At 71.4% G+C, this 25476-nt stretch carries 21 protein-coding genes; 2 read left to right on the top strand and 19 right to left on the bottom strand.

Features of this window, described 5'->3' with window-relative positions; translation table 11 throughout:
• Positions 1–27: 27 nt before the first annotated feature.
• Positions 28–1944 (bottom strand): Xaa-Pro dipeptidyl-peptidase, encoded by a 1917-nt coding sequence (locus ACQP2T_RS17320; RefSeq protein ID WP_433517152.1) that lies wholly within the window; start codon positions 1942–1944, stop codon positions 28–30.
• Positions 1945–2130: 186 nt separating this feature from the next.
• On the opposite strand from ACQP2T_RS17320, the gene ACQP2T_RS17315 reads away from it, so the two are divergent.
• A complete protein-coding gene (locus ACQP2T_RS17315; RefSeq protein ID WP_433517151.1) occupies positions 2131–2772 on the top strand; it encodes a thermonuclease family protein in 642 nt (213 codons plus the stop codon).
• Between the two features lie 81 nt (positions 2773–2853).
• Positions 2854–3513 carry a FadR/GntR family transcriptional regulator gene (locus ACQP2T_RS17310; protein ID WP_433517150.1) on the top strand — a complete coding sequence of 220 codons (660 nt, stop codon included), beginning with the start codon at positions 2854–2856 and terminating at the stop codon, positions 3511–3513.
• Positions 3514–3577: 64 nt separating this feature from the next.
• Here the strand turns inward: ACQP2T_RS17310 and ACQP2T_RS17305 are convergent, their stop codons facing one another.
• From ACQP2T_RS17305 to ACQP2T_RS17220, 18 genes are all read right to left on the bottom strand, one after another.
• Positions 3578–4909, bottom strand: a complete 1332-nt coding sequence (locus ACQP2T_RS17305; protein ID WP_433517149.1) for an NADH-quinone oxidoreductase subunit N — start codon at positions 4907–4909, stop codon at positions 3578–3580.
• Positions 4906–6354 (bottom strand): complex I subunit 4 family protein, encoded by a 1449-nt coding sequence (locus tag ACQP2T_RS17300; RefSeq protein ID WP_433517148.1) that lies wholly within the window; start codon positions 6352–6354, stop codon positions 4906–4908. The genes ACQP2T_RS17305 and ACQP2T_RS17300 overlap by 4 nt, the downstream gene beginning before the upstream one ends.
• A complete protein-coding gene (locus ACQP2T_RS17295; protein ID WP_433517147.1) occupies positions 6351–8234 on the bottom strand; it encodes an NADH-quinone oxidoreductase subunit 5 family protein in 1884 nt (627 codons plus the stop codon). Before ACQP2T_RS17295 ends, ACQP2T_RS17300 begins: the two co-directional genes overlap by 4 nt.
• Positions 8231–8536 carry an NADH-quinone oxidoreductase subunit NuoK gene (gene nuoK / locus ACQP2T_RS17290; protein WP_433517146.1) on the bottom strand — a complete coding sequence of 102 codons (306 nt, stop codon included), beginning with the start codon at positions 8534–8536 and terminating at the stop codon, positions 8231–8233. The genes ACQP2T_RS17295 and nuoK overlap by 4 nt, the downstream gene beginning before the upstream one ends.
• Positions 8533–9030 (bottom strand): NADH-quinone oxidoreductase subunit J, encoded by a 498-nt coding sequence (locus ACQP2T_RS17285; protein WP_433517145.1) that lies wholly within the window; start codon positions 9028–9030, stop codon positions 8533–8535. The genes nuoK and ACQP2T_RS17285 overlap by 4 nt, the downstream gene beginning before the upstream one ends.
• A complete protein-coding gene (locus ACQP2T_RS17280) occupies positions 9027–9935 on the bottom strand; it encodes an NADH-quinone oxidoreductase subunit H (RefSeq protein WP_433517144.1) in 909 nt (302 codons plus the stop codon). The genes ACQP2T_RS17285 and ACQP2T_RS17280 overlap by 4 nt, the downstream gene beginning before the upstream one ends.
• A complete protein-coding gene (locus ACQP2T_RS17275) occupies positions 9925–11193 on the bottom strand; it encodes a hypothetical protein (protein ID WP_433517143.1) in 1269 nt (422 codons plus the stop codon). The genes ACQP2T_RS17280 and ACQP2T_RS17275 overlap by 11 nt, the downstream gene beginning before the upstream one ends.
• Before the next feature lie 35 nt (positions 11194–11228).
• On the bottom strand, positions 11229–11576 hold the full coding sequence (locus ACQP2T_RS17270) for an NADH-quinone oxidoreductase subunit A (protein WP_433517142.1): 348 nt from the start codon (positions 11574–11576) through the stop codon (positions 11229–11231).
• 71 nt (positions 11577–11647) lie between these two features.
• Positions 11648–12286 carry a class I SAM-dependent methyltransferase gene (locus ACQP2T_RS17265; RefSeq protein WP_433517141.1) on the bottom strand — a complete coding sequence of 213 codons (639 nt, stop codon included), beginning with the start codon at positions 12284–12286 and terminating at the stop codon, positions 11648–11650.
• A 119-nt stretch (positions 12287–12405) separates the two neighbouring features.
• Positions 12406–12984: a DUF4440 domain-containing protein gene (locus tag ACQP2T_RS17260; protein ID WP_433517140.1), complete on the bottom strand. Its 579-nt coding sequence runs from the start codon at positions 12982–12984 to the stop codon at positions 12406–12408.
• 395 nt (positions 12985–13379) lie between these two features.
• The gene (gene nirD, locus ACQP2T_RS17255) at positions 13380–13709 is read right to left on the bottom strand and encodes a nitrite reductase small subunit NirD (RefSeq protein WP_225289070.1); all 330 of its coding nucleotides are present in this window, start codon (positions 13707–13709) and stop codon (positions 13380–13382) included.
• Positions 13706–16138, bottom strand: a complete 2433-nt coding sequence (gene nirB, locus ACQP2T_RS17250) for a nitrite reductase large subunit NirB (protein WP_433517139.1) — start codon at positions 16136–16138, stop codon at positions 13706–13708. Before nirB ends, nirD begins: the two co-directional genes overlap by 4 nt.
• Complete coding sequence (locus ACQP2T_RS17245) at positions 16135–17529, bottom strand: FAD-dependent oxidoreductase (RefSeq protein ID WP_433517138.1); 1395 nt, start codon at positions 17527–17529, stop codon at positions 16135–16137. Before ACQP2T_RS17245 ends, nirB begins: the two co-directional genes overlap by 4 nt.
• Entirely contained in the window at positions 17526–19505 is a 1980-nt protein-coding gene (locus tag ACQP2T_RS17240) for a molybdopterin oxidoreductase family protein (RefSeq protein ID WP_433517137.1), read from the bottom strand. Before ACQP2T_RS17240 ends, ACQP2T_RS17245 begins: the two co-directional genes overlap by 4 nt.
• Positions 19506–19554: 49 nt before the next feature.
• On the bottom strand, positions 19555–20865 hold the full coding sequence (locus ACQP2T_RS17235) for an MFS transporter (protein WP_433517136.1): 1311 nt from the start codon (positions 20863–20865) through the stop codon (positions 19555–19557).
• A gap of 181 nt (positions 20866–21046) precedes the next feature.
• The gene (gene ligA, locus ACQP2T_RS17230) at positions 21047–23131 is read right to left on the bottom strand and encodes an NAD-dependent DNA ligase LigA (protein ID WP_433517135.1); all 2085 of its coding nucleotides are present in this window, start codon (positions 23129–23131) and stop codon (positions 21047–21049) included.
• A gap of 330 nt (positions 23132–23461) precedes the next feature.
• Positions 23462–24757 (bottom strand): MFS transporter, encoded by a 1296-nt coding sequence (locus ACQP2T_RS17225; RefSeq protein WP_433517134.1) that lies wholly within the window; start codon positions 24755–24757, stop codon positions 23462–23464.
• Positions 24754–25314, bottom strand: coding sequence for a winged helix-turn-helix domain-containing protein (locus ACQP2T_RS17220; protein WP_433517133.1), 561 nt, complete (start codon positions 25312–25314; stop codon positions 24754–24756). Before ACQP2T_RS17220 ends, ACQP2T_RS17225 begins: the two co-directional genes overlap by 4 nt.
• Between the last annotated feature and the right edge of the window lie 162 nt (positions 25315–25476).

Genomic DNA, 25476 nt, shown 5'->3' with positions numbered 1-25476 from the left:
GGGCGGGCCCGCCACCACGAAGAGGACCTAGAAGAAGGAGTTCTCCGGCTCCGGCAGGTCGATCCGCGCCGGTCCGCGGAACTGGGTCGTGTCCTTCGGCACGTCCACCAGCGGCGCCCCTTGCGTGAACGGCACGATCACACTGCTCCTGGCCAAATCGAGCGTGACGTTCGCGCCCGTACCGGCCTCAGAGGTGTACGTCGCGTCGGTGCCCGCGAGCACCAGGGCGATCCGGTGTCCCTTCCGGAAGGTGTAGTCGTGCGGCAGCGTCTGCCACTTGACCCTGCCCCACGTACCGACCGGCAATGGCGACGACGCGCTGAGCGAGTCGCGGTTCTGCACGTCGATCCAGCCGCGGGCGACGATCTCGGCGGGCCGCGTCACGGTGTTCGTGGTCACCTTGCGGTAGCAGGCGTCGTCGGCGGCGGTGCTGTCGCCGTGGCAGTCCTCCTCGGCGAGCGTGGTGATGCCCTGGCCGCGCCCCCAGTCGACGCGGTTCGCCTCGCCGAAGTCGACGAGCAGGGCGGTCAGGTTGGCGGCCGGCTTGTCCAGCTTGACCCGCAGGTCGGCCGTGGGCGTGCCGGACAGGCGCAGGTCGAGCGGGAGCGCGCCGCTGGTGAACGCCACCCGGCCCGGCTTGGCCGTACCGACGTCGGCGATCATCTCCTCCTCGTCGAGCGGCACGTCCGTGAAGGACGCGTTGGCGTCACGCCTGGCGGCGACGAGACCGAGCGAGCCGTCGGCGGCCGGCCGGAGCGGGACGTTCGTCGCGAACGGCGCCGGCCAGTCGCGCTGGGTGATCCACTGCGTCGGTCCGGTCTGCACGTCGGCGCGCGGGGCGTTCATGATCCCATTGCGTACGCCCTGCAGCCAGTAGTCGAACCAGCCGTGCAGCGTGTCCACCCACACGTCCCTGCGGCCCTCGAAGTCGAACGGGTCCACGTGCTGGTACTGGCCCACCCAGATCTTGCGCGGTACGTTCCGCTTGGCCAGGGCCTGCCACCAGGTGGAGAAGTTGTCCGGCTTGACGTTCAGGTCGTTGGCGGTGTGCACCACGAAGACGCTGGCCCTGACCTTGGAGGCGTCGCCGAGCAGGCCGTTGACGTAGTCGCGCTCGGCCCAGAAGGCGTTGTAGTCGCCTGTGGCGTCGCCGTCCTCGGCGTCCATGCGATCCCGTACGGCCTGGCACTTGGCCTCGGGATCGGTGTCGACGTAGTTGGCCAGCCAGGAGGCGTAGTCGTAGTTGTAGACCACGCCGTTCGAGCGCTGGTACCTGTACCAGGAGCTGATCGCCGAGATCGGCACGATCGTCTCCAGGCCGCGCACCCCGGTGGCGGCGACGGCGTTGGCCAGGGTGCCGTCGTAGGACTTGCCGATCATCCCGGCCTTGCCGGTGGTCCAGTCGGCCACGGCCTGGGTGCCGTCCGCGCGGTAGGCCTTGGCCCGGCCGTTCAGCCAGTCCACGACGGCCTTGCCGCCCAGGACGTCCGCCTTGCCGCCGATGTCCGGGCAGCCTTCGGACTTGGTGGTGCCGAGCATGTCGACGTTCAGTACGGCGTAGCCGCGTGGCACGAAGTAGTTGTCATAGAAGAGCGGAAATTTCGCGACATTTCCGGCGGCGTCGTAGACCTTCCGCTCGGCCTCGTTGCCGCGTCCGGAATTGTCGTAGTACGGACTCTCATCGATGATCACCGGCACCTTGAGCCGAGGACCGGACTCCTTGGGTCTGATGATGTCGACGCGGACCCTGTCCAGCCGGCCGTCGGAATCGCTGTCGACGCTCGACTCGACGTAGACGTATTCGCGGACGGCGTCCGCGTAGGAGAAGACCGGCTGTGTACGGCCGTTCTCAACGGTGATCCTTGGTCCGGCGGCCGCTTGCGCGGGACTCGCGATCGCCATGGTCAGGGCGACGGCGATGAGGGCCGGGCGTAATTGAGGCACGCGTGTCCTCCGAGACGATGGGCGCCAAAGTACCCGCAATCTCTCACCCGGCAGGGGGCCTGACAAGATCCGGTGCACCTACGTGCAGGGGCGTGTCGGGCGGATATGACCGCATCCGGCCAATGACGTGAGTGCACCTCCGTGAACGATGAGGCGTCCAACCCACCCCGATCCCAAGGAGGGCCCATGCGCATCATCAGCCTCACCGCCGTCGTCCTGCTCGCCGCTCCCGCTCCCGCGTACGCCGCCGGACCTCCCGCCGGAGTGCCGAAAGGCGCGATGAGCGTACGCGTGGCCAAGATCGTGAACGGCGACACGATCGACGTCACGACCGGCGACGGCAAGAAGACGCGCGTCATGTTCCTGGAGTCGGACGCTCCCGAGCGCGGCCAGTGCTGGGGCAAGGCCGCGACCCAGCGCACGGCGGCGCTGCTGCCGGTCGGCCGGCTCGCGTACGTCGTCGCCGACAAGAAGCCCGTGGACGGCTTCGGCCGCCGGCTGTTCTACGTGTGGAACGCCAAGGGCGTGCACGTCAACCGCAACCTCGTCCGGTACGGCTACGCGAAGGCGGTCCTGGTCAAACCGAATGACCGCTACATCAAGGTCATGCGGAGCGAGGAGGCCGTGGCCAAGCGGCAGAAACTGCGCGTCTGGTCCGGCAAGTGCGACACCGGCACTACGACCCCGACCCCGACCGGCAATGACCAGCGCTTCCGTACCTGCGGCGAGGCGAACGCCGCCGGGTACGGCCCGTACCGGAAGGGCGTGGACCCCGAGTACGCCTGGTACCAGGACCGCGACGGCGACGGCGTCGTCTGCGAGCGCTGACCCCGGTCGATGACCGATCACCTGGCGGCCGCTTAGGATACGGTTTCCTTTAGGCAATCACTGAGAAGCGGCGAACGGCTCATGCGAAACGTGGCGCGGACCTCCCTCGTGGACGCCGCGATCGAGGAGCTCCGGGAGGAGATCACCAGCGGCGCGTGGCCGGTGGGGACGAAGATCCCGTCCGAGCTCCGGCTCGCGGAGACCCTCGGCATGAGCCGGCTCTCGGTGCGGGAGGCCGTGCGCGTGCTGGCCCACTCCGGGCTGCTGACCACCCGCCAGGGTGACGGCACCTACGTCACGGCGGTCGACGAGTCGCAGGTCGCGCTGGGCAGGAGGCTGGCCAAGGCGGCCGCGATGGACATCATCGACGTGCGGCGCGGCCTCGACATGGTGGCCGCCCGGCTGGCCGCCGGGAAGCGGACCGAAGAGGACCTCACCGGCCTGCGGGAGGCGCTCGTCCGGCGGGACGCGGCCGGGCGGGCGGGCAACGTGGACGCCTTCGCCGACGCGGACGTCGACTTCCACCTGCGGGTGGCGGACGCGGCGCACAACCCGCTGCTCGGCGACCTCTACCGGAGCATGAGCGAGGCGTTGCGCGACAGCGTCCGCCACATGGAGCAGGCGGCACTGGTGCTCGACGGGTCGCACGAGGAACTGCTGCGGGCGATCGAGGACGGCGATCCCGGTGCCGCCGTGGCGATCTCCGTCGCCATCCTCGACCAGCAGGAACGCGACCTCTGACCGGCAGCGCGGCCACCGGTGCGACGAGCGGCCCGCTACGGCGGGGCCGGCGTCCCGCCGGCCGTTACGGCAGGACCAGCAGGACGATCCCGCCCGCCAGCCCGAACACCACGGACACCACCGCGATGACCGGCGCGAGCCATCCCCGAGCCGAGCCCACGCCGCCCTCCCTGGCGAAGAGCGGACGGATCCACCTCAGGTAGTAGAAGACGCTGGCCACCGTATTGACCGCCACCACCACGGCCAGCCAGGCGTAATCGCCGTCCCAGGCCGCCGCGAACACGAGTAGCTTCCCCACGAACACCCCGGTGGGCGGCGTGCCGATCAGCCCCAGCAGGCACACCACCAGCGCGAACGCCGCCCACGGCGACCGCCTGGCCAGCCCCGTGTAGTCCCCGAGCCGGTCGGAGCCCAAGGCCACGACCACGGCGAACGCGCCCAGATTGGTGATCGCGTACGCGGCCACGTAGTACAGCAGCGCCAGTGAGGCCAGACCGGTACGGCCCGCCACGGCGACGGGCACCAGCAGGTACCCGGCCTGGCTGATCGTGGAGTAGGCGAGCAGGCGGCGCACGTTGTCCTGGTGGAAGGCGGCCAGGTTGCCCAGGGTCATCGTGGCCGCGGCGAGCACCGCGATCAGCGCGGGCTCGTCGAACACCGCACCGGCCAGCCGGTACAACGCCACGAGCGCGCCGACCTTCGGCACCGTGGTGACGAACGCGGCGACCGGCCTGGAGGCGCCCTCGGTGACGTCGGGCACCCAGAAGTGCGCGGGCACGCCCCCGGCCTTGAACAGCAGCCCCGCCAGCAGCAGGATCACGCCCACGACCGGGGCGTCGAGGTCCTGGTAGGCGGTCGTGCCCGCCGTGCCGTAGACGATCGTGACGCCGGCCAGCATGAGCACGCCGAGGAAGGCGCCCATCAGGTAGTACTTGAGCGCGGCCTCGGTGCCGGGCGCGTCCTTGCCGAATCCCGCCAGGGCGTACGCGGGGATGCTGGCCAGCAGGTACGCGGCGACCAGCACCAGCAGGTCGTCGGCGCCCGCCATCAGGACGGTGCCGAGCGCGGCCAGCAGGAGGAGCGCGTGGACCTCGCTCTCGCGGCTGTGCCCGCGGGCCCAGCCGGTGGCCAGGACGATCACGAGCAGGGTGGCGATCGCGACCGTGGCCCTGGTGACGTTCGTGAGCGGGTCCACGGCGTAGGCGGCGAACGCCATCATGTCAGGATTTTTCAGGGCCAGGGCGGTGGCTGCCGTGGCGCCGGCCAGGGCCAGGCCGCAGATCCAGGCGACGACCCGCTGCCGATGCCTCGGCAGGAAGAGCCCGGTGAGCAGGCCCGCCACCGCGCCCAGCAGGATCAGCAGTTCGGGGAGCAGGTCCAGGGGGTTCTCGTTCACCGGCCGACCAGGTTCACGATGGCCGCGGAGGCGGGTTCGATCAGGTCGAGGAGCCAGCGGGGGGCGATGCCGATGACCAGCGAAAGGATCAGCAGCGGGGCGATGGCGGCCAGTTCGCGCGGGCGTACGTCGGTGACCTGGGGGCTGAGCTCGCCCGGGCGGCCCAGGAAGCCGCGGTGCAGGACGCGCAGGAACAGCGCGGCCGTGATGAGGATGCCCACGATGCCCAGCGCGCCGGAGATCACCGCACCCGCACCGATGACACCCGTGAAAATCTGAAATTCAGCGATAAATCCGGAAAGGCCGGGGATGCCGAGCGAGCCGAACGCGGCCACCGCCATCAGCCCGGTCAGCACCGGCGGCATACCGCCATATTTGCTGATCTCGTAGCTGTGGCCCCGCTCCCACAGGATGCCGGTGATCAGGAACAGCGCCCCGGTGAGCAGGCCGTGGCTGACCATCTGGGTGATCGCGCCGCTGACCGCCACCTCCCTGGCCTGCGACCCGGCGCTGAGGCCCGCCGCGCCGAGTGCCAGGACGATGTAGCCCATGTGGTTGACGGAGGTGTACGCGATCAGCCGCTTCAGGTTCTCCTGGGCCAGGGCGACCAGCGCGCCGTACAGGACTCCGGCGACGCCGATCACGATGATCACCCAGGCGTACTCCCGCCACGCCTGCGGCAGCATCGGCATCGCGATGCGGGCGAAACCGTACGTGCCCATCTTGAGCAGCACCCCGGCGAGGACGGCCGAGCCGGCGGCGGGCGCGTCGGTGTGGGCGGGCGGCAGCCAGGTGTGCACGGGGACGGTCGGCGTCTTGATCGCCAGCCCCACGCCGATCGCGAGCAGGACCAGGGGTCCGGCCTTGGCGGGGTTCGTGGTGAGTTCGACCATGTCGAAGGTGTGCGGCGCGGCGCCGAGATAGAGGCCGATGAAGCCGAGGAGCAGGGCCAGGGAGCCGAGGAAGGTGTACAGGAAGAACTTCAGCGCCGAGCGGACCCTGTCGCCGTGGCCCCAGCCGACGATCACGAAGTACATGCCGACGATCGACAGGTCGAAGAAGACGAAGAACAGCAGCAGGTCGAGCGCCGCGAACAGGCCGATGGAGACCGTCTGCAGGAACAGGAACAACGCCGCGTACGCCCTACTGGCCCGCCCGAGCGAGTAGACGGCGCAGACCAGGAACAACAGCGCGGTCATCGCGATCAGTGGCAGCGACAGCCCGTCGACGCCGACGTGGTAGCCCGCGCCCACGGAGGGCATCCAGCGCAGCCTCGTCTCATAGCCGATGCCGCCCTGGTAGCCCGCCCACATGGCGATCACCAGGGCCAGGTCCAGCGCGGAGACACCGGCCCACAGCCATCCGGCGGCCTTGCCGGGCGGGAGCACCGCCGTCACGGCCGCCGCCACCAGGGGGAGGAAGATCACGATATCGAGCACGCTCACCTCGCCAGCGTGAACACGACGGCCAGCACGATCAGCGCGACGGCCGCCTGGGCGAAATACGTGTGCACCTGGCCGGTCTGCGGGCGCCGGGCCAGTGTGCCGAGCCGTCCGGCCGCACCGGCCATCGTCCGGACGACGCCGTCGATACCCGACTCGAACGGCCTGCGCGCCAGGCGCGCGGCGGCCATCCCCAGGCGGGGTACGGCGTTGACGGCGCCGTCGACCACCCGATCGTCGAACCACGCGGCGGCCCTGGCCACGGCCGTCAACGGCCGCCACACCAGGGCGACGGCGGCCCGCTCCAGCCACAGCCAGCCGGCGAACAGTCCTCGCGGGTCCCCCGTCACGACCGCCCGATCCCCTGACCCGGCCTCGCCCGGCACAACGTCCGGCACGGCCGCCCTCGGCGCAGCGTCCGCACGGTTCCAGGTCGCGAAGCCCACGGCGAGCGCCACGGCCGAGGCCAGCGTCCCCGAAAGGGCCAGCTCACCGGCCGAGAGCCCGGTCACGTGCCACCAGCCGCCGGCCAGGACGGGCAGGCCCAGAACGATGGCCCCCAGGGCGAGCACCGGCAGCGGCAACCGTTCCAGCGCCCCCACCCGCCGCGTGCCCTGCTGCTCGGTGTCGTCACGGGTGCCCGCGTCCACGGGCCGCCAGACGGCCACCAGCGCCTTGGCGGCATAGGCGGCGCCCAGCAGCGCGCCCGCGAACGCCACCCCGTACAGCGCCGGTTCCCGCACCGCCCCGAGCACCGCGTCCTTCGTCAGCCACAACGACAGCGGCGGTACCCCGGCCAGAGCCAGCGCCCCGATCCCGAACGTGACCCCGACCAGCGGATATCGCCGCGCGGCCCCGTGCAGCCCGGTCAGGTCCTTGGTGCCGAGCGCCGCCAGCCACGCCCCGGCCCCGAGGAAGAGCAGGCTCTTGACCGCCGCGTGCGCCACGAGTTGCGCCGCGCCGCCCGGCACCTCCCCCACGCCCGCGCCCAGCACCATGAACCCGATCTGGGCGCAGGTGGAGGCGGCGAGCAGTTGCTTGAGATCCCGCTGCGCGACAGCGACGGCCCCGAGCAGCAGCGCGGTCACCGCCCCGGCCCACGCCACCACCGCCGCCGCCCATCCGGTCGCGGCGAGCAGCGGCTGGACCCGCAGCAGCAGGTACGCCCCGGCGGCCACCATGGTCGCCGAGTGCAGCAGCGCGGACACCGGGCTGGGCCCGGCCATCGCCCGCGACAGCCAGAAGGAGAACGGCACCTGCGCCGACTTCCCGAGCGCCGCCAGCACGATCCCGGCCGCGATCAGGTCCCGCCACGGGTTCTCGGACAGGTGGGCCAGCCTGAACGCCCCATCCGCGGTTCCGGTGGCGGCCAGCGCGCCCGCGAAGGCGGCACCGGCGGCGAAGTACAGGCCGAGGTCGCCCGCCCGGGTGGTGACGAAAGCGATCGTCGCCGAGCGCACCCGCTCGCCGTCGTGCCACCAGTAGCCGATGAGCGCGTACGACATCGCGCCCATGACCTCCCACCCCATGAGCAGCAGCACCAGGTCGGGGGCGGTCACGGTCAGCAGCATCGCGCCGACGAAGATCAGCATAAGCCCGAAGAACCGCGCCTCGCGCAACTCCCCGGCGGCGAAGACCAGCACGGCCAGCGCCACCGCCGCCACGGTCACCACCATCGCCGCCGACAGCCCGTCCACGGCCAGCCCGGAGTCGAAGAACAGCCTCGCGCCGACCTGGGGCCGGGCCAGCGCGGCATGGACGGCCAGTCCCAGAGTGGCGACGGCCGCAGTGATGGCCACCGGCCTGGCCGCCCGCCGGACCAGCAGGAGGACGGCGCCCACGGCGATGGGGAGGCCGGGCAGCAGCCAGAGGAAGGCGGTCATTCCTTGAGATCCCCGGCTTCGTCCGTCACGTCCACGTCGCGGGCCCGGAAGATCGCGGTCACGACGGCGAATCCCATCGCCATCTCCAGCGCCATCACGGTCACGGCGACGAGCACGAGCACCTGGCCGTCGGCGTTCTCGGGGGCGACGTAGTACCAGAAGGCGCCGCCGGCCACGATCAGGCCGTTGATCATGAGTTCGAGGCCCATCATGAGCATGACGATCGACTGCTGGGACAGCACGCCGTACAGACCGACCGCGAAGAGCGCGGCGGCGAGCAGCAGGAAGCCCTGAAGAGTCATCGGTCGTAGCGCCCCCGGTGCGTGGCGAGCACCACGGTGGAGATCATCGTGGCCAGGATGGCCACCCCGATGACCATCATCACGAGCATCTTCGGCCCCATGATCGCCAGCCCGAGCGTGTGGGTGGGGTCGCCGTCCGGGCGCTGTTTCGCGGCCGGCCAGGGGGTGAGCAGCGCCCCCGCCGCCAGCAGCACGAACACGGTCCCGGCGATGAGCGCGGCGGCCCGATTGTTGTGCACCATCTTCATCGGCATCAGCCCCGCCGGGTTCATCATGTACATGATCATGAAGACAGCCATGATCATCATCTCCATGACCATCATCAGGACGATCAGCACACCGAGATAGCGCAGGTCGATGAGCAGGAACGTGCCGCCGACGGCCAGCAGCGAGGCCAGTAGCGCGAAGGTCGCCCGCGCCATCGAGTCCACCACGAACACCATGACGCCGGCCGCCACCGCCACCACGGCGAGAACCCAGAAGGCGACGCTCATGGCAGCACCACGATCGCGACCACGAGCAGCTGCGCCAGTGTGAGCGGGATCAGCACCAGCCAGGAGAACCCCATGAACCGATCCATCCGTACGGCCGGCAGCCGGTGGCCGGCCACGACCAGCAGGGCCAGCACGGCGACGGTCTTGATCAGGGTCCACGCCCAGGCGGGCAGCCACGGCCCCGCGCCGCCCCCGAGGAACAGGGGCACAGCCGCGGCGGCGGCCACCACGAGCACCGCGTACCGTCCGGTCTGAAACAGCAGCCGATCGGCGCCGGACAGCTCGGCGGGCACTCCCCCGGCGAGGTCGCGGCCGAGCGGCTGCCCCATCGGCCCCCAGAACGCCATGGCCAGCGCCGAGATCAGGTAGACGAGGAAGGCGGCGGGCATCCAGACGGCGTACCAGAGGCCGTACTGCGCCTGGACGACGTCGGTCATCCGCAGCGACCCCGCGCCCAGCGCGACGGTGATCAGGGCGAACATGTGCGGCAGCTCGTAGGCCAGCCCCTGAGCGACGAACCGGTAGCCGCCGACCAGCGGGAACACAGAGTTGGCGCCCCAGCCGGTCAGCCAGAGCGCCGGCCAGACGCACACCTCCATGGCGTTGAACCACACGATCCCGACATCCAGCTCCGCCACCGGCGCCCGGCCGAGCGGCAGCACGGCGGCGGCCAGGACGGAGGCCAGGAGCAGGGTCAGGATGCCGACGCGGGCCAGCAGGACGTCGGGCAGAAGCGTCAGGCGCCGCTGCTGCGTCAGCAGCCGAGCCGCCTCCCGCCACGGCCGGGCCGCGCTCTCGGCCACCGACCGCGTCGACCGGGGCGCGCCCAGGCAGGCGTCGAGTGCCGCCGCGCCCCATACGAGCACCGCCAGCGCGGCGGCCAGCCCGAGGACCTCACCGAGCATGGAACGCCTCCTGGGCGAGCTGGTCGAGGTCGGGGTCGAGAGCGGCCACGATCAGCCGGGCTGCGGCCAGCTCGGCTCCCTCCAGCAGCCGGGGCAGCGCGGCCAGCGCCGCCGCCGACGTCCGCTCCCCCACGGGACCCCTCGGCCCGTCGTCCCCCGCGAGCGGTGCCGGGTCGGCCAGCGCGTCGATGGCGGCTCCGGTACGCTCCAGCCACCGGCGCAACCGGCCCAGCACGTCGCCCTCACGTGCGACGGCGGCCCCCACGCCACCCTCACGTGCGGCGGCGCCCATGTCGCCCTCACCTGCGGTCATGGCGCCCACGTCGCTCTCGTGCGCGGCCGGAGCGCCGACGTCGCGGAGCATCCAGGCGAGGATCCTGGACCGCCGCACCCGCCGCGCGAATCCGGCGTAGTCGCGGCTCAGGCCCGCTCGGGACTCGCCCGCCAGCAGGCGGTCCCGCAGCCATCTGGCCTCCCGCGCCGCCGAAGGCCACCCGGCCACGGCCAGCAACCGCCCGAGGCTGTCGAGATGCGCCGCGGCCCGGCGCCGCTCCGCCTCCCCGCGCGTCACCGGCCGCCCCTCAGACGCGGCCGTCCAGGGCTCGTCCCAGAAACTCGTCCCGCCCACGGCCGCGCCGACGACTCGTACGGTCGCCTCCTGGATCACGTCGCCTTGGAGCATCGTCTCCACGACCAGCCCGCTGGGCCAGTCCGCGAGCACCGGTCCCAGCGGGACGTGGAGCCGGTCGAGCTTGAGCCCGTCGCGATCCGGCCCACGATCGGCCATCGCCACCCCGCCGGGACTCCCCATGTGATGCCCGTGCTCCATGCCGCCGTGCATGCCGTCGTGCTCCATGCCGCCGTGCATGCCGTCGTGCTCCATGCCGCCGTGCGTCCCGTCGTGCTCCATGGGCTCCGGCGGCCAGGACGGCGGCTCTCGTTCCGCCGCCGCGCGACGTTGTCCGGGCTCGTCCGCCAGCCTCGCCACGGCACCGTCCAGCGCCGCCGCGACCGCGTCGGGCGTGGCGTCCGATGGCGGCTCCACGAGCGCACGGGGGTTCGCGACCTCCGCCCAGACGACCCGTATCGCCTCGGCCAGCTCCTCCCCCGGCACGCCGCACACCACCACCAGGTTCGCCTCCCCCGGTGACAGGGCGACGGTCCAGCCCCGGCGCGTCGCCTCCGCCTCGGCCAGCAGCCGCGTACGCGTCCCGTACACCCCGGTGACGACCAGCGGCCGCACGGACGCCCGTCGCATCAGCCACCCGCGCACACCCGACCTCACAGCCGGCCTCACACCCAACGGAACGCCCCCTCCCGCCACGCGTAGACGACCCCGACCATCAGCAACCCGAGGAAGGCGAACATCTCCACCACCGCCGCACTCCCCACCTCGGCCACCACGAGCGCCCACGGGAACATGAAGATCATCTCCATGTCGAAGGCGAGGAAAACGAGCGTCACGGCATACCAGCGGACGTGGAACCGGGACAGCGCGTGCTCCGGCGGCCGCCCGCCCGACAGGTACGGGCTCACCCGCGAGGTCCCCCGGGGCGCGAGGACCAGCGATCCGGCGTACACCCCGGCCACACCCGCGGCGAGCAGGGCGACCAGACCGAGCATCGCCAGCAACGCCTGCATCGATCACACCCCAGGCCATCTACTAAGAGCGGTAGTGATAAGCCTCACGGTATCAACTGCCGCCCAGCGCGCTATGGCCTGCGGGCGCGCCCCAGGATGTGAGTCAAGGCAGGTGCCTTCGGCGTCGCCTTGTGGGTGAACCGGTCGGAGTCCTCGATCACGAACCCCGCCTCCCGGATCGCCGCCCCGGTGTCCCGGTTGGGGCGGCAGTCTCCGGCCACCAGCCGCCACAGCGGGGTGATGAGATCCTGCAGCACGCCCCGGACCGGGTTCGCCGAGCGTACGTGCTCGAAGAAGCGCAGCTCACCGCCCGGCTTGAGCACCCTGCGCAGCTCGGCCAGCAGCACGCCCGAGTCGGGGACGGAGCACAGCACCAGCGACACCACGGCCGCGTCGAACGACCCGGCCTCGTACGGCAACGAACCGCCGTGCCCCCGCACCACCGTGACGGGCACCGGCGCCAGGGCCGCGGCCCGCTCCCCCAGCGCGCGCAGCCGGTCCTCCGGCTCGATGGCGACGACCTCGGACACCTGCGGGGGATAGTGCGGAAAGTTCAGCCCGTTTCCGGCGCCCACCTCCACCACTCGGCCGCTGAGCCCGGACAGCAGCCGGCGCCGCAGCCCGGTCATGCCGTGCCGCTCGGCCTCGGCGCTGAGCCGCTCGTACATGCGGGCGAAGCGCGGATGCTGAAACGCCGAAAGGTCCTGCATGTCCCCCAGGTTAGGTCGCCCCCCAACTCACCGCGCATGGCCATGGCCGCCACTGTGGCGGCCATGGTCTCGGTGGGGGCTGGTTCCGTCGGGGGCTTACGAGCGCTGATCCGGCCCGCTCACTCCGACACGGTGTTGTTGATGTAACGCTCGATCTTCCACTCATTGCCGGACTTCTTGAGGACGAAGAACTCGCGGTACTTCTCGCTGCCCTCGGTACTGGTGGTCCGGACCAAGGCCACGTCGCCCATCATGCGTGTCTCGTCGAAGGTGTGCGTGGCGATCATCTTCGCCTTGAACAGCTCCTTGAACAGCGTGGTCAGCGCGTCGGTGCCCTGTGCGGTCGGCTTGCCTTCCACGGCCGCCATGCCGTCGGTGGCGAACGCCTCGACTGCCTTGTCCGGCTCTCCGGCCTTGGCGGCGTCGAAGAACGCCTCTACGGCCGCGCGCGGCGTGGTCATCGGCGCCATCGACGCGCTCTCGGATGGTTCGGGGCTCATGTTGCCCGACTCGGACGGCATCGGGCTCATGTTGCCCGACTCCGATTCGGCCGGTGTCGGGCCTGATTCGGAGGGCATCGGCGATGCGGCCGCGCCCATGAGTCGCATATCGTTACCGCCCGCGGCACAGCCCGTGACGAGCAACGCCGGGACGACTGCCGCCAGCAGGAGTGCTCTGGCCTGGGATTTTGTGCTCATAGCGGGGTAATTCCCCGCAAAAGCCGTCACGAATGCGCCATTTGTCCACTTCGGACGACCCCTTTACCAGCTGCCGCCTCAGCCCCTGGGATTGCTCACAGTAACCTTCACAGGAGTTGATGAGATCGTTCAGAGGTCCGATCGTTGCCGGGCCGCGACCAAACGGCCGCCGCCTCGCCGATAGCGTCCAACGAGTGCCTGACCTGGAGACGATCCTGAGCACTACCCCCGAACCCGAATCCGAATCCGCGCCCCTGCCTCAACGCGACGACGCGGAGCGCTGCGCCAGCGTCGACTCCGACCGGCGCTGTGTCCTGCCGGTGGGACATCAGGCCGCCCACGTGTACCCACCGGCGGACGTATTGGCCGAACCATAGAGGCGACCCGGGCGTTCGCTAGGCGCCCGTACCCACCTGTACCAGCCCGGCCTCCACCCGTATCGGATAAACCGGGACAGAGAACTCCGGCTCATCCAGACACACCCCGCTCACCAGCGAGAACACCTGCTTGTGCAGGGGCGACGCCACAGTAGGCTCCCCCTGCCGGGTGCCGACGATCCCCCGCGACAGCACCTGCGCCCCGCTGAACGGGTCCAGGTTGCCGATCGCGTGGACGGTGCCGTCGAAGGTACGGAAGACGGCCACCTGCCGTCCGTCCACTAGAGCGCACACCCCGCGCTCCGGCAGCAGTCCCTGATAGCCACAGACTGGGATCCAACCACTCATCGCGCAGCCACCTCCACGGGCTTGATCTGGTCGCGTTCGGTCTCGAAGACGATGGACGGGTCAGGGACCCCGGGCGCGTTGACGAAGCTCACGAACCTGCCGAGCTTGTCCGGGTCATCGATGGTCGTCTGCCATTCGTCCACGTACGTGGCGACGTGGTGCTCCATCTGGGCATCCAGCTCGGCGCAGATCCCCAGGGAGTCGTCGATGATCACCTGTCGCAGGTAGTCGAGCCCGCCGTCGAGCGACTCCAGCCAGGCGGCGGTGCGCTGCAGCCGGTCGGCCGTCCGTATGTAGAACATGACGAACCGGTCGATCGTCCTGATCAGCTCCTCGGTGGTCAGATCAGCCGCCAGCAGGTCGGCGTGGCGCGGCTTGAAGCCGCCGTTGCCGCCGACGTATAGGTTCCAGCCCTGCTCGGTGGCGATGACCCCGAAGTCCTTCGAGCGGGCCTCCGCGCACTCACGGGCGCAGCCGGACACGGCCGACTTGAGCTTGTGCGGCGCGCGCAGGCCGCGGTAACGCAGCTCCAGATCGATGGCCAGGCCGACGGAATCCTGGACGCCGTAACGGCACCAGGCCGAGCCGACGCACGACTTCACCGTCCGCAGCGCCTTGCCGTACGCGTGGCCCGACTCGAACCCGGCGTCCACCAGCCGCCGCCAGATCTGCGGCAACTGCTCGACGCGGGCCCCGAACAGGTCGATCCGCTGCCCTCCGGTGATCTTGGTGTAGAGGCCGAAGTCGCGGGCCACCTCGCCGATCACGATGAGCTTGTCGGGGGTGATCTCGCCGCCGGGGATGCGCGGGACGACCGAGTAGGTGCCGTTCTTCTGGATGTTGGCCAGGAAGGCGTCGTTGGTGTCCTGCAGCGCCGCCCGCTCGCCGTCGAGAACGTGCCCGTTGTGCAGCGAGGCCAGGATCGAGGCCACGGCCGGCTTGCAGATGTCGCAGCCCCTGCCCTGCCCGTGCGCGGAGACCAGCTCCGAGAAGGTGGTGATGCCGCGTACCCTGACGATGTCGTACAGCTCTGCCCTGGAGTAGGCGAAGTGCTCGCACAGCGCCTTGCTCAGCTCGACCCCGGACTTCTCCAGGAGCTGCTTGAGCATCGGCACGCAGCTCCCGCAGGTGGTGCCCGCCCGCGTGCACGCCTTGACCCCGGGCACGTCGGTGAGCGCCTTGTCGGCGATGGCGGTGCGGACCGTCCCCGCGCTGACGTTGTTGCACGAGCACACCTGCGCGTCGTCGGGCAGCTCCAGCTCCGCCCCCGACCCGGTGAACAGCAGGTCGGACGGCGCCGCGGGCAGCGGCTTGCCGACGAAGGGCCGCAGCGACCCGTACGGCGAGGCGTCGCCGACGCAGATGCCGCCGAGCAGCGTCTTGGCGTCGTCGCTGATGAACAGCCTCTTGTAGACGCCGGCCACCGGGTCCATGTAGGTGACGTCGAGCGCCCCGTCCATCGCGCCGAACTGCGCCACCTCGACACCGAGCAGCTTCAGCTTGGTGGACATGTCGGCCCCGTCGAAGGTGGCGGCCCCGCCCAGGATGCGGTCCGCGGCCACCTCCGCCATGGTGAAGCACGGACCGACCAGCCCGTACACCATGCCGCCCGTCAGCGCGCACTCGCCGATCGCGTAGATCGCCGGGTCCGAGGTGCGCATTCCGGCGTCCACCGCGATGCCGCCGCGCTCGCCGACCTCCAGCCCACTGGCGCGGGCGAGCTCGTCGCGCGGCCTGATCCCGGCGGAGAAGACGACGATCTGGGCGTCGAGCAGCGTGCCGTCGGGCTTGCGCAGCCCGGTGACGCCGCGCTCGCCCGCGACGATCTCCTTGACGCCCGCGCCCGCGTGCACGCTGAGCCCGAGTCCCTCGATGTGGCTCTTGAGCACCGAGCCGCCGCCCTCGTCGACCTGCCGGGGCATCAGCCAGGGGCTCATCTCCACGATGTGCGTCTTGAGCCCGAGCCCGCGCAGCGCGTCGGCGGCCTCCAGGCCGAGCAGCCCGCCGCCGACCACCACGCCCTCGGTCGCGTCTTTGGCGGCCATCCTGATCGCGTCGAGGTCGTCGATCGTCCGGTAGACGTAGGCGTGCTCCGCGCCCGGCACCGGCGGCACGAATGGTGCCGACCCGGTCGCCAGCACCAGCACGTCGTACGGCTCGGCCGACCCGTCGGCCAGCGTGACCGTGCGGGCCGCGCGGTCGATCCCGGTGACGCGCCCGCCGAGCCTGGTCACCGTGCCCGGCGGCACCGGGTAGGTGAGGTCCTCGACGCTGGTCCCCGACAGGTAGGAGGTCAGCGCGACCCGGTCGTAGGCGGGGCGGGGCTCCTCGCCGATCACCGTGACCTGGCCGCCGAAGCCCCGCTCGTGCAGCGTTTCGACGAGCCGGTGGGCGGTGGGTCCGTAACCGACGACAACGATCTTGTTCATGCCGAGATCCCTTCCTGCTCACACAGCCAGCCGACGATGCCCTCCACGGCATCCCGGCACGTCCCGCACCCGGTCGTGGCCCTGGTCGCGGCCGCCACTCCGGCCACGTCCCGCGCGCCGGCCTCCCAGCACGCCCTGATCTGGCCCTTGGTCACGTTGTTGCACTGGCAGACCTTCGCCGCGTCGGGCATCAGCACCGGGCTGTCGGCCACGGTGACCGCCCCCAGGCCGGGAAACAGCAGCCCGGCCCGATCGCCCGGCAGCGGCCCGCCACGGTCGAACAGCTGGGTGAGCGTGCCGACGGCGTCGGTGTCGCCCAGCAGGATCGCGCCGACCAGCCGGCCGTCGCGGATGACGAGTTTGCGGTACGTACCGCGGGCCCGGTGGGTGAAGCGCACCACCTCGGCGTGCTCCTCGGTGAGGTGGGTCTCGCCCATCGCGGCCAGCTCCACGCTCCTGGCCTTGAGCCTGGTCACCAGCCGCGAGCCCCGGTAGAGCGCCTTGCCGCCGGTGATGACCTCCGCGGCGACGGACGCCTGCTCCCAGGCGGGGGCGACGAGGCCGTAGACGGTACCGTCGTGCTCGGCGCACTCGCCGATGGCGAACACCGCCGGGTCCTCGGTACGCATCTCGTCGTCCACGACAATGCCTCGCCGTACATTCAGGCCCGACTCCTTGGCCAGGGCCGTCATGGGCCGCACGCCGCAGGCCAGCACGACGAGGTCGCCCTCGACCAGCTCGCCGTCGGCCAGCCGCACGCCCTCCTCCAGGATGGCCTCGGCCGTCACGCCGGTGCGGATGTCCACGCCCAGGCCGGTGAGCGTCTCGCCGAGCACCAGCCCGGCCTCGGCGTCCAGCTGCCGCTCCATCAGATGGCCGGCCAGGTGCAGCAGCGTCACGGGCAGGCCGCGCCCGGCGAGCCCGCGCGCGGCCTCGATACCGAGCAGGCCGCCGCCGACCACCACCGCCCTGCGTCCGTGCTCGGCCGCCGCCAGGATGCGGTGGCAGTCGTCGAGCGTGCGGAACGGGATCGCCAGCTCGGCTCCCGGCACCGGCGGGACGACCGCCTCGCTGCCGGTGGCCAGGACCAGCACGTCGTACGGCGTGCTCCGCCCGTCGGCGGTGATCACCGTCTGGGCGCTCCTGTCGACGCGCACCACCTCGGTGCCGAAGACGGCCTCGACGCCGTGCGTGGCGTACCAGCTCGGGTCGAGCAGCCGCACCTGGTCGGGACCCGAGCTCCCGGCCAGGACGTTGGACAGCAGCACCCGGTTGTAGGGCTGCCAGCTCTCGGCGCCGAACACGGTGACCGGCATGTGCGGGTCACGTGCCCGCACCTCGCCGACCAGCCGCGATCCGGCCATTCCATTCCCAATGACGACGAGCCTCATGCGACCTTCTCCACCCTGACGGCGCAGACCTTGAACTCCGGCATCCGCGATGACGGATCGAGCGCGGGATTGGTCAGACGGTTGGCTCCCTCCCAGTGGAACGGCATGAAGACGGTGTCGCGCCGGATCGCGTCGCTGACCCTGGCGATCCCCGTGCTCTCGCCCCGCCGGCTGAGCACCCGTACGACGTCTCCGGCGGTGATGGCCAACTGCTCGGCGAGGTCGGGATGGAGCTCGACGAACGGCTCCGGCGCGGCCTTGGTCAGGGCGGCGATCCTGCGGGTCTGCGCGCCGCTCTGGTACTGGGCGAGTACGCGGCCCGTGGTCAGGTAGACCGGGTAGTCGTCGTCGGGCTCCTCGGCCGCGGGCCGGTGCTCGACGGGCACGAACCTGGCGCGCCCGTCGGGAGTGGCGAAGGAGTCGAGGAACGGGCGCGGCCGTCCGGGATCGTCCGGAGACGGGCAGGGCCAGAACACGCCGGTCTCCTCGGCGATCCGCTCGTAGGTGATGCCCGCGTAGTCGGCCACCCCGCCCGCGCTGGCGCGGCCCAGCTCCTCGAACACCTCCCGCGGCTCGGCCGAGAACCGGTGGCCGAGGCGGCCGGCCAGCTCCCGGACGATCTCCAGGTCGCTCCTGACCCCTTCGGGAGCGGGTACGGCCTGGCGGCGCAGCAGGACCCGGCCCTCGAGGTTCGTCATCGTGCCGGTCTCCTCGGCCCACTGCGTCACGGGGAAGACCACGTCGGCCCGCGCGGCCGTCTCCGACAGCACGATGTCGCAGACCACGAGCAGGTCGAGCGCGTCGAGCCGCTCGGTCACGTGCGCGGAGCGCGGCGCGGAAACGACCGGGTTGGAGCCGAAGACCAGCAGGGCGCGCGGCCCCTGGGGCGTCCCGAGCGCGTCGAGCAGCTCGTAGGCCGAGCGTCCCGGGCCGGGCAGCTCCTCGGGTCGTACGCCCCAGACCGCGGCGACGTGCTCGCGGGCCGCCGGGTCGTCGATCTTGCGGTAGCCGGGCAGCTGGTCGGCCTTCTGACCGTGCTCCCTGCCGCCCTGGCCGTTGCCCTGGCCGGTCAGGCAGCCGTACCCGGATCCGGGGCGGCCGGGCAGCCCCAGCGCCAGGGCCAGGTTGATGAACGCGGTGACGGTGTCGGTGCCCTTGGCGTGCTGCTCGGCTCCCCGCCCGGTGAGCACGGCGGCCCGTCCGGCCGAGGCGAGCGCGCGTACGGCCTCGCGCATCCTGGCCACCGGCACGCCGGTGACGCGTTCGACCCGCTCGGGCCACCAGGACGCGAGCGACGTACGGACCTGCTCGAAGCCCGAGGTCCTGGCGGCGACGTAGTCCTCGTCGACGAGCCCTTCGGCGATGACCAGGTGCAGCAGCCCGAGGGCGAGCGCCAGGTCGGTGCCCGGCGTGGGCTGCAGGTGAAGCCAGGCCAGCTTGGCCGTCGCGGTGCGGCGGGGGTCGATGACGATGAGGCGCGGCCCGGTCAGGTGGCGGACGAAGGGCGGCATGGTCTCGGCGACGTTCCCGCCGGCCAGCAGGACGACGTCGGTCTCGGCCAGGTCGGTGATGGGGAACGGCAGGCCGCGGTCCAGCCCGAACGCCCTGAGCGAGGCGGCCGCGGCCGACGACATGCAGAAGCGGCCGTTGTAGTCGATCTGGCTGGTGCCGAGCGCGACCCTGGCGAACTTGCCGAGCTGGTAGGCCTTCTCGTTGGTCAGCCCGCCGCCGCCGAACACGGCCACTCCGTCGGGGCCGTGCACGGCGCGTATGGCGGTCAGCCGGTCGGCGACATAGTCGAGGGCGGTGTCCCAGGCCACGGGCCGGCCGTGGAGCAGCGGCGTGGTCAGGCGCTCGCCGTTGGTCAGCAGGTCGGCCGCCGTCCAGCCCTTCTGGCACAGGGCGCCGCCGGAGTTGGCCGGTACGTCGGTGCGCGGGGTGATCGTGATGTCGGTCCCCGTGGCGGTGATCGTCATGCCGCACTGGAGGGCGCAGTACGGGCAGTGAGTCTCTGTCGTGAGGACCTCAGACACGAGCGTGGGCCAGACTGCCGACCAGCGAGACGCCGACCTTGCGCGTGTAGCACCACCAGGTGAGCGCGAAGCAGGCCACGTAGAAGGCGCCGAACCCGACGAACGCGGTGGCCGGGCTGCCCGTCTCGGCGAACGACATCCCGAACGCGCGGTTGATGAGGAAGCCGCCGAGCGCCCCGACCGCGGAGATGATCCCGATGGCGGCTGATGCCTGCCGCTTGCCGTGCATCAGGGCCTCCTCGCCGGTGCCGCGCTCGGCCACCGCCTTGGCCTGGAAGATCGCGGGGATCATCCGGTAGGTGGAGCCGTTGCCGATGCCGGCCGTGAGGAAGAGCATCTGGAAGGCCAGGAAGAACAGCCAGAAGTCGCCCGAGGTGCTGCCGAGCCAGACCAGGACCACACCGACGCCCATGGCGGCGAAGTTCCACAGGGTCACCGGCGCGCCGCCCTTCTTGTCGGCCAGCCAGCCGCCCACCGGCCTGATCAGCGAGCCGAGCAGCGGGCCGACGAACGCCACCGCCGCCCACGGCGAGCTGGGGAACAGGCTCTTGGCCAGCAGCGGGAAGGCCGTCGAGTAGCCGATGAACGAGCCGAACGTACCGATGTACAGGAACGACATGATCCACGTCTGCGCCCGACCGGCCACCGCCAGCTGCTCACGCGGCTTGGCCCTGGCGCTCGACAGGTTGTCCATGAAGAACCACGCGCAGGCGGCGGCCACGACGGCCAGCGGCACCCAGAACCACCCGGCGGCGGCCAGCCCGAACCCGCCGATCACCAGCGGCATGACCAGCTGCACGGAGCTGACCCCGATGTTGCCGCCGGCCGCGTTCAGCCCGAGGGCCACGCCTTGCCGCGAGCGCGGGTAGAAGTAGGTGATGTTCGCCATACTGGAAGCGAAGTTGCCGCCGCCGACCCCGGCCAGCGCCGCGATCACCAGGAACATCCAGTACGGCGTGCCCGGATCGCTGACCGCCAGCCCGAGCAGCACCGCGGGGATGACCAGCAGCAACGCGCTGACCGTGGTGAACGTGGCCCCGCCGAACCTGGCCGGCCCGAAGGTGTAGGGAACGCGCAGCACGGAGCCGATGAGGTTGGGCAGCGCCACCAGCCAGAAGAGCTGGTCGGTGGAGAAGTCGTAGGCGCCCATCTTGGCGGCCACGATGCTCCACAGCGTCCACACCGTGAACCCGAGGTGCTCGGCCAGGATCGAGAAGACGAGATTGCGCCGGGCGATCCGCTTGCCGGTGCTCTCCCAGAAAGCCTTGTCGTCGGGGTGCCACTCGGCGATCCAGCGCGCCATCGTTCCTCCTACACTCGGCCACTCGGCGTCGAGAAGTCGAATGTAGGAATCACGCGTTACGCACTTTGACTATCCGTGGCTGTGCGTTCGTTACATGTAACTCACCGGCGTAACGGGCAATCAACATGTGTCACAGCGGAAACCTGCTGTTAATCCGGGCTTTCTCTGGTGTAGGCGGCGACTAATCCGGGCTTTCGCCGGTGTAGGCGGCGACCAGCTCGGCGAACTCCTCGGGGGTGACGATCCGCACCCCGAGCTGCTCGGCCTTGGCCCGCTTGGACCCTGCCTTCTCCCCGGCCACCAGGAGTGACGTGCGGGCCGAGACGCTCGACGACGACTTGCCGCCGGCCCGCTCGACCAGCTCGTTGACCTCGTTGCGCGACAACGCCGCCAGTGGTCCGGTCATCGTGCCGGTGACCACGACGGACATCGAGGCCAGCGGGAGGTCGGCCACCTCGGCCGATGCCTCGCCCTCCTCAGGCGGCGTGGCGCCGGGCTCGGTCATGGTCACCCCGGCCTTGCCGAGCTTGTCGATGAGCGGCGCGAGCTCGATCAGCTCGGCCACCACGACCGGCGCCTTCTCCGGCCCCATGCCCTCCACCTGCTGGATCGCCTCCGCGTCGGCCGCGCGGATGTGGTCCATGGTGGCGAAGTGGCGGGCGATGCGGCGGCTCATGGAACGGCCGGTGCCGCGCACGCCCAGCGCGCAGAACACCCTGCTCAGCGGCTGCCCCTTGGCCCGCTCGATGGCGGCCAGCAGGTTGTCGGTGCTGGTCTCACCCATCCGCTCCAGGCCGAGCAGCTGCTCGCGGGTCAGGAAGAACAGGTCTGCGAAGTCGACGATCAGCTCGGCGTCGAGCATCTGCTGGATCCGGTTCTCCGCGAGGCCCTCGATGTCGAGCGTGTCGCGGCCGACGGCGTAGGCGATGGAGGCGATGGCCTGGCAATCGCGCCCGCGCACGCATCGCCACCGCTCCTGCGACTTGTCGATGGCGTCCCCGCACACCGGGCAGACCTGCGGGATCTCGATGGGGGACTCGTCGCCGGTCCGCAGGTGCACCACCGGCGCCTCGACCCTGGGGATCACGTCGCCCGCCTTGTAGACGGTCACGCTGTCGCCCAGCATCAGCCCGCGCCGGGTGATGTCGGCGACGTTGTGCAGGGTGGCGTAGGTGACGATGCTGCCGTCCAGCTCGACCGGCTCCAGCACGGCGCGCGGGGCGATGACGCCGGTGCGGCCGGTGTTCCACTCCACGGCGAGCAGCTTGGTGATCTTCTCGGTGGCGGGCAGCTTGTAGGCGATGGCCCAGCGGGGCGCGCGGGAGCTGAACCCGGCCTCGGCCTGGTCGGCCGCCAGATCACACTTGATCACGATGCCGTCGATGCCGAACGGCAGCTCCGGCCGGGCCGCGGCGATCTCCCCGACGCGCTCCCGCACCCGCTCCAGCGACTCCGTCACGATGCCCGCGACCGGCGTGACCGCCGTGGTCTGCACCCCCTGCCCGGCCACCCACTCCATGATCTCGCTGTGCGGCAGCTCGCGCAGGCGCACGGCCAGCTCGGAGCCGTCGTCGGGGAGGGGCAGCGCGCCATAGCCGAAGAACGTCAACTCGCACACATACGGCCGGTCCTGTGCCCGCAACGTGCCCGCCGCCGCGCTGCGCGGATTGGCGAACGTGGTGCCGTCATGCGCCTGCCGCTTGGCACAGGCATCCTCGAACTGCGACGCGGTCATCATCACCTCGCCACGCAGCTCCACCGTGACCGCCTCGGCCAGCCGGTCGGGCAGGCCGACGATGGTGCCGATGGCGTGGGAGACATCCTCACCGGCGACGCCGTCGCCGCGCGTCACGAGCTGCGCCAGGCGACCGTGCCGGTAGCGCGCCGAGATCGCCAGGCCGTCGAGCTTGGGCTCCACACTCCACGCCGTGACCGGACGGCCGAGCCTGCGCTCCAGCGAGGTGGCCCAGTCGGCCAGTTGCTCGGCGCCGAAGACGTTGTCCAGGCTCAGCATGGGCACCGTGTGCGGCACGTCGCCGACCACGGCGCCGCCGGCGACCTTGCCGGTGGGCGAGGACGGCAGCACCTCCTCCGGATGATCCTCCTCGTAGGCCTGGATGCCGCGGACCAGCCGGTCGTAGGCGTCGTCGTCAAGCGTGGAGGTGCCGTCGGCGTAGTAGGCGGCGGCGGAGTCGACAGCCAGCTGCACGGCTTCGGCGTAGGCCGTGCCGTCGGCCAGGACGGTGATCGGGGGCTCATCGGTCATAGGGCCATCATGCCTGCCGGCACCGACAGTTCCGCGCCGGAGATCTGGGGCTTGAGCTGCGATCGAACCGGCCCGCCCGCATCCGCCTCATCGGCGCCGTACCGTCCCCGCGTCCGCCTCACCCGCGCCATGCCACCCCCGCACCCGCCTCACCCGCGCCGGCCGGACCCGCGCCAACCACCCCGAATCCCCCCACCCGCGCCGTACCACTCCACAGCCGCCTCCACCCGGGCCGCACCATCCCCGCATCCGCCTCACCCGCGCCGTGCCGCGCCCGGCCGGGCCCGTGGCTCTCGCGGAAGCCGCGACGCCGCGACGCCGCGACGCCGATCAGCCCGGGACAGCCGAGTCGACCGCCGAGCCGGCCTGCCCGTCCAACCGGCCGGCGGGGAGGTCGCGCAGGCGGCGCAGCGGGCTCGCCAGCAGGATGAGCCCACTCAGCGCGAAGACACCCAGCATCACCCACAGGGCCGCGCGCACGGAGAACGCCTCGGCCAGCGTGCCCGCCAGCAGGGCGCCGAGCGGGATGGCGCCGAAGTTGACCACCTGGATGCTGGTGCTCACCCTGCCCATCAGCTCGCCGGGCACGTACGACTGCATGAACCCGCTGAAGATCACGTTCCCGGCGACGATCCCCGCGATGATCGTGACGCTGGCCGCGACGAACAGCGCCAGCCCGACGCCGCGATCCGCGCACGCGATCAGCAGACCCAGCGGCGCCAGGCCGGCCTTGCCGAGCAGGACGGCCCGCGCGCTGCCCAGCCGGGCGGCCAGCGGCCGGGCGGCGAGGGCGCCGGCGACGCCGCCCGCGCTGGTGGCCGCGAGCAGCGCGCCGGTCGCGCCCGCGGACAGGCCGATGTCACCGACCAGGAAGACCACGAGCAGCGATTGGTAGCCGGTCAGCGCCAGATTGGCCATGCAGCCGTAGAGCATGTTGCCGCGCAGCAGTGGGTCGCCCGCCACCGTGCGCAGCCCGTCGCTGATCTCGCTGCGTAACCGCCGCCGGGGCCGCGGCTCGACCGTCTCGACGTGCCTGACGCGCATCAGGCAGAGCGCCGAGACGGCGAAGCTCACCGCGTCCACGACCAGGCCGCCGAGCGCGGAGACGAGCTGGGCCAGGAACCCGGCGACGCCGGGCCCGGCCAGGTTGGCCACCTGCTCGCTGCCCTGCAACTTCGCGTTGGCCTCCAGCAGGTCGCCGCCCTCGACCAGCGACGGCAGGTACGCCCGGTAGGCGGTCGCGAAGAACACCTTCGCCGTCCCCGCGACCAGCGCGACCGCGACCAGCTGGCCGGTGGTCAGGACGCCGAGCAGGGCCGCGGCCGGAACGCTGAGGAAGGCCGCCATCGACACCCAGTCGGCGGCGAGCATCACCCTGCGCCGGGAGAGGCGGTCGACCCAGGCGCCCGCGGGCAGGCCGACCAGCAGCCACGGGAGCCAGACAGCCGCCGCGAGCACGCTGACGGCGAACGGGGAGGCGTGCAGCACGGTCACCGCGACCAGGGGCAGCGCGACGCCGGTGACGGCGCTGCCCAGGCTGCTGACGCTCTCGCCGATCCACAGCAACCGGAAGTCACGCTGCCGGAGCAGGCCGAACCTGGGCTTGGCAAGCGTCTCGGCCGTCATGGCTGCCCCGGGACGCCACGGGCGAAGGTGAAGACGGTGGCGCGTTCCTGGCCATCGTCGGGGATGTCACGCTCGGCCCATTTGTCCATGACGGCGATGATCTCGGCGGCGAACTGCGCCAGCTCGTCGTCGGTCGCCTGGATCCAGGTCTCGGTGGAGAACGGGCCACGCGGCCAGCGTTCCTGCTCGGACTGGGGCTGGTCGGCCCAGCGCCGTACGTGACCGACCTGTCGTTCCAGGTTGAGCGACTCGAGGGCGCGGGCGATGGCCTCGCCCGCCGCGTCCTCGGCGAAGTCCGTGGAGGACCAGCACAGCTTCTCCGAGGTACGCCGCCACCAGCGCTCGCGCCGGTCGCGGGCCAGCTCGGGCGCCTCCTCGATCAGCCCGGCGCCGGCCAGGGCGCGCAGGTGGTGGCTGACGTTGCCGACGGCCTCGCCCGTGCGCTGGGCCAGCACGCTCGCGGTGCCGGGGCCGTGGATCTTCAACAGGTCGAGCAGGCGCCGGCGCACCGGGTGCGCCATGGCCGCGAGCACCCTGGAGTCGGTGATCTGGGACATGCCGCCACCCTAGATGCACAAGAATCATTGTGCAACGCTTCTTGTGCTTCTCACGCAGTGGCGCTCAGAGGTTTCCGCGCTCGCCTGTCGATTCGGGCCATCCCTGTTCGTGTGAAGGGTGAGACGCCGGCACGAGACCGGCCCGAATCCGGTAGGAGAAGC

The sequence above is a fragment of the Nonomuraea sp. CA-143628 genome (assembly GCF_050942315.1).
Taxonomy (GTDB): Bacteria; Actinomycetota; Actinomycetes; order Streptosporangiales; family Streptosporangiaceae; genus Nonomuraea.
The sequence above is the reverse complement of the archived record's forward strand: the minus strand, read 5'-3'. Positions and strand labels throughout refer to the sequence as shown.

Bases quoted from the DNA above. Each gene is read 5' to 3' on its own strand.
- ACQP2T_RS17315 (WP_433517151.1), top strand. From the start codon at position 2,131: ATGCGCATCATCAGCCTCACCGCCGTCGTCCTGCTCGCCGCTCCCGCT.
- ACQP2T_RS17310 (WP_433517150.1), top strand. From the start codon at position 2,854: ATGCGAAACGTGGCGCGGACCTCCCTCGTGGACGCCGCGATCGAGGAG.
- ACQP2T_RS17295 (WP_433517147.1), bottom strand. From the start codon at position 8,234: ATGACCGCCTTCCTCTGGCTGCTGCCCGGCCTCCCCATCGCCGTGGGC.
- nuoK (WP_433517146.1), bottom strand. From the start codon at position 8,536: ATGACTCTTCAGGGCTTCCTGCTGCTCGCCGCCGCGCTCTTCGCGGTC.
- ACQP2T_RS17285 (WP_433517145.1), bottom strand. From the start codon at position 9,030: ATGAGCGTCGCCTTCTGGGTTCTCGCCGTGGTGGCGGTGGCGGCCGGC.
- ACQP2T_RS17280 (WP_433517144.1), bottom strand. From the start codon at position 9,935: ATGCTCGGTGAGGTCCTCGGGCTGGCCGCCGCGCTGGCGGTGCTCGTA.
- ACQP2T_RS17275 (WP_433517143.1), bottom strand. From the start codon at position 11,193: ATGCGACGGGCGTCCGTGCGGCCGCTGGTCGTCACCGGGGTGTACGGG.
- ACQP2T_RS17270 (WP_433517142.1), bottom strand. From the start codon at position 11,576: ATGCAGGCGTTGCTGGCGATGCTCGGTCTGGTCGCCCTGCTCGCCGCG.
- ACQP2T_RS17265 (WP_433517141.1), bottom strand. From the start codon at position 12,286: ATGCAGGACCTTTCGGCGTTTCAGCATCCGCGCTTCGCCCGCATGTAC.
- ACQP2T_RS17260 (WP_433517140.1), bottom strand. From the start codon at position 12,984: ATGAGCACAAAATCCCAGGCCAGAGCACTCCTGCTGGCGGCAGTCGTC.
- nirD (WP_225289070.1), bottom strand. From the start codon at position 13,709: ATGAGTGGTTGGATCCCAGTCTGTGGCTATCAGGGACTGCTGCCGGAG.
- nirB (WP_433517139.1), bottom strand. From the start codon at position 16,138: ATGAACAAGATCGTTGTCGTCGGTTACGGACCCACCGCCCACCGGCTC.
- ACQP2T_RS17245 (WP_433517138.1), bottom strand. From the start codon at position 17,529: ATGAGGCTCGTCGTCATTGGGAATGGAATGGCCGGATCGCGGCTGGTC.
- ACQP2T_RS17240 (WP_433517137.1), bottom strand. From the start codon at position 19,505: ATGACGATCACCGCCACGGGGACCGACATCACGATCACCCCGCGCACC.
- ACQP2T_RS17235 (WP_433517136.1), bottom strand. From the start codon at position 20,865: ATGGCGCGCTGGATCGCCGAGTGGCACCCCGACGACAAGGCTTTCTGG.
- ligA (WP_433517135.1), bottom strand. From the start codon at position 23,131: ATGACCGATGAGCCCCCGATCACCGTCCTGGCCGACGGCACGGCCTAC.
- ACQP2T_RS17225 (WP_433517134.1), bottom strand. From the start codon at position 24,757: ATGACGGCCGAGACGCTTGCCAAGCCCAGGTTCGGCCTGCTCCGGCAG.
- ACQP2T_RS17220 (WP_433517133.1), bottom strand. From the start codon at position 25,314: ATGTCCCAGATCACCGACTCCAGGGTGCTCGCGGCCATGGCGCACCCG.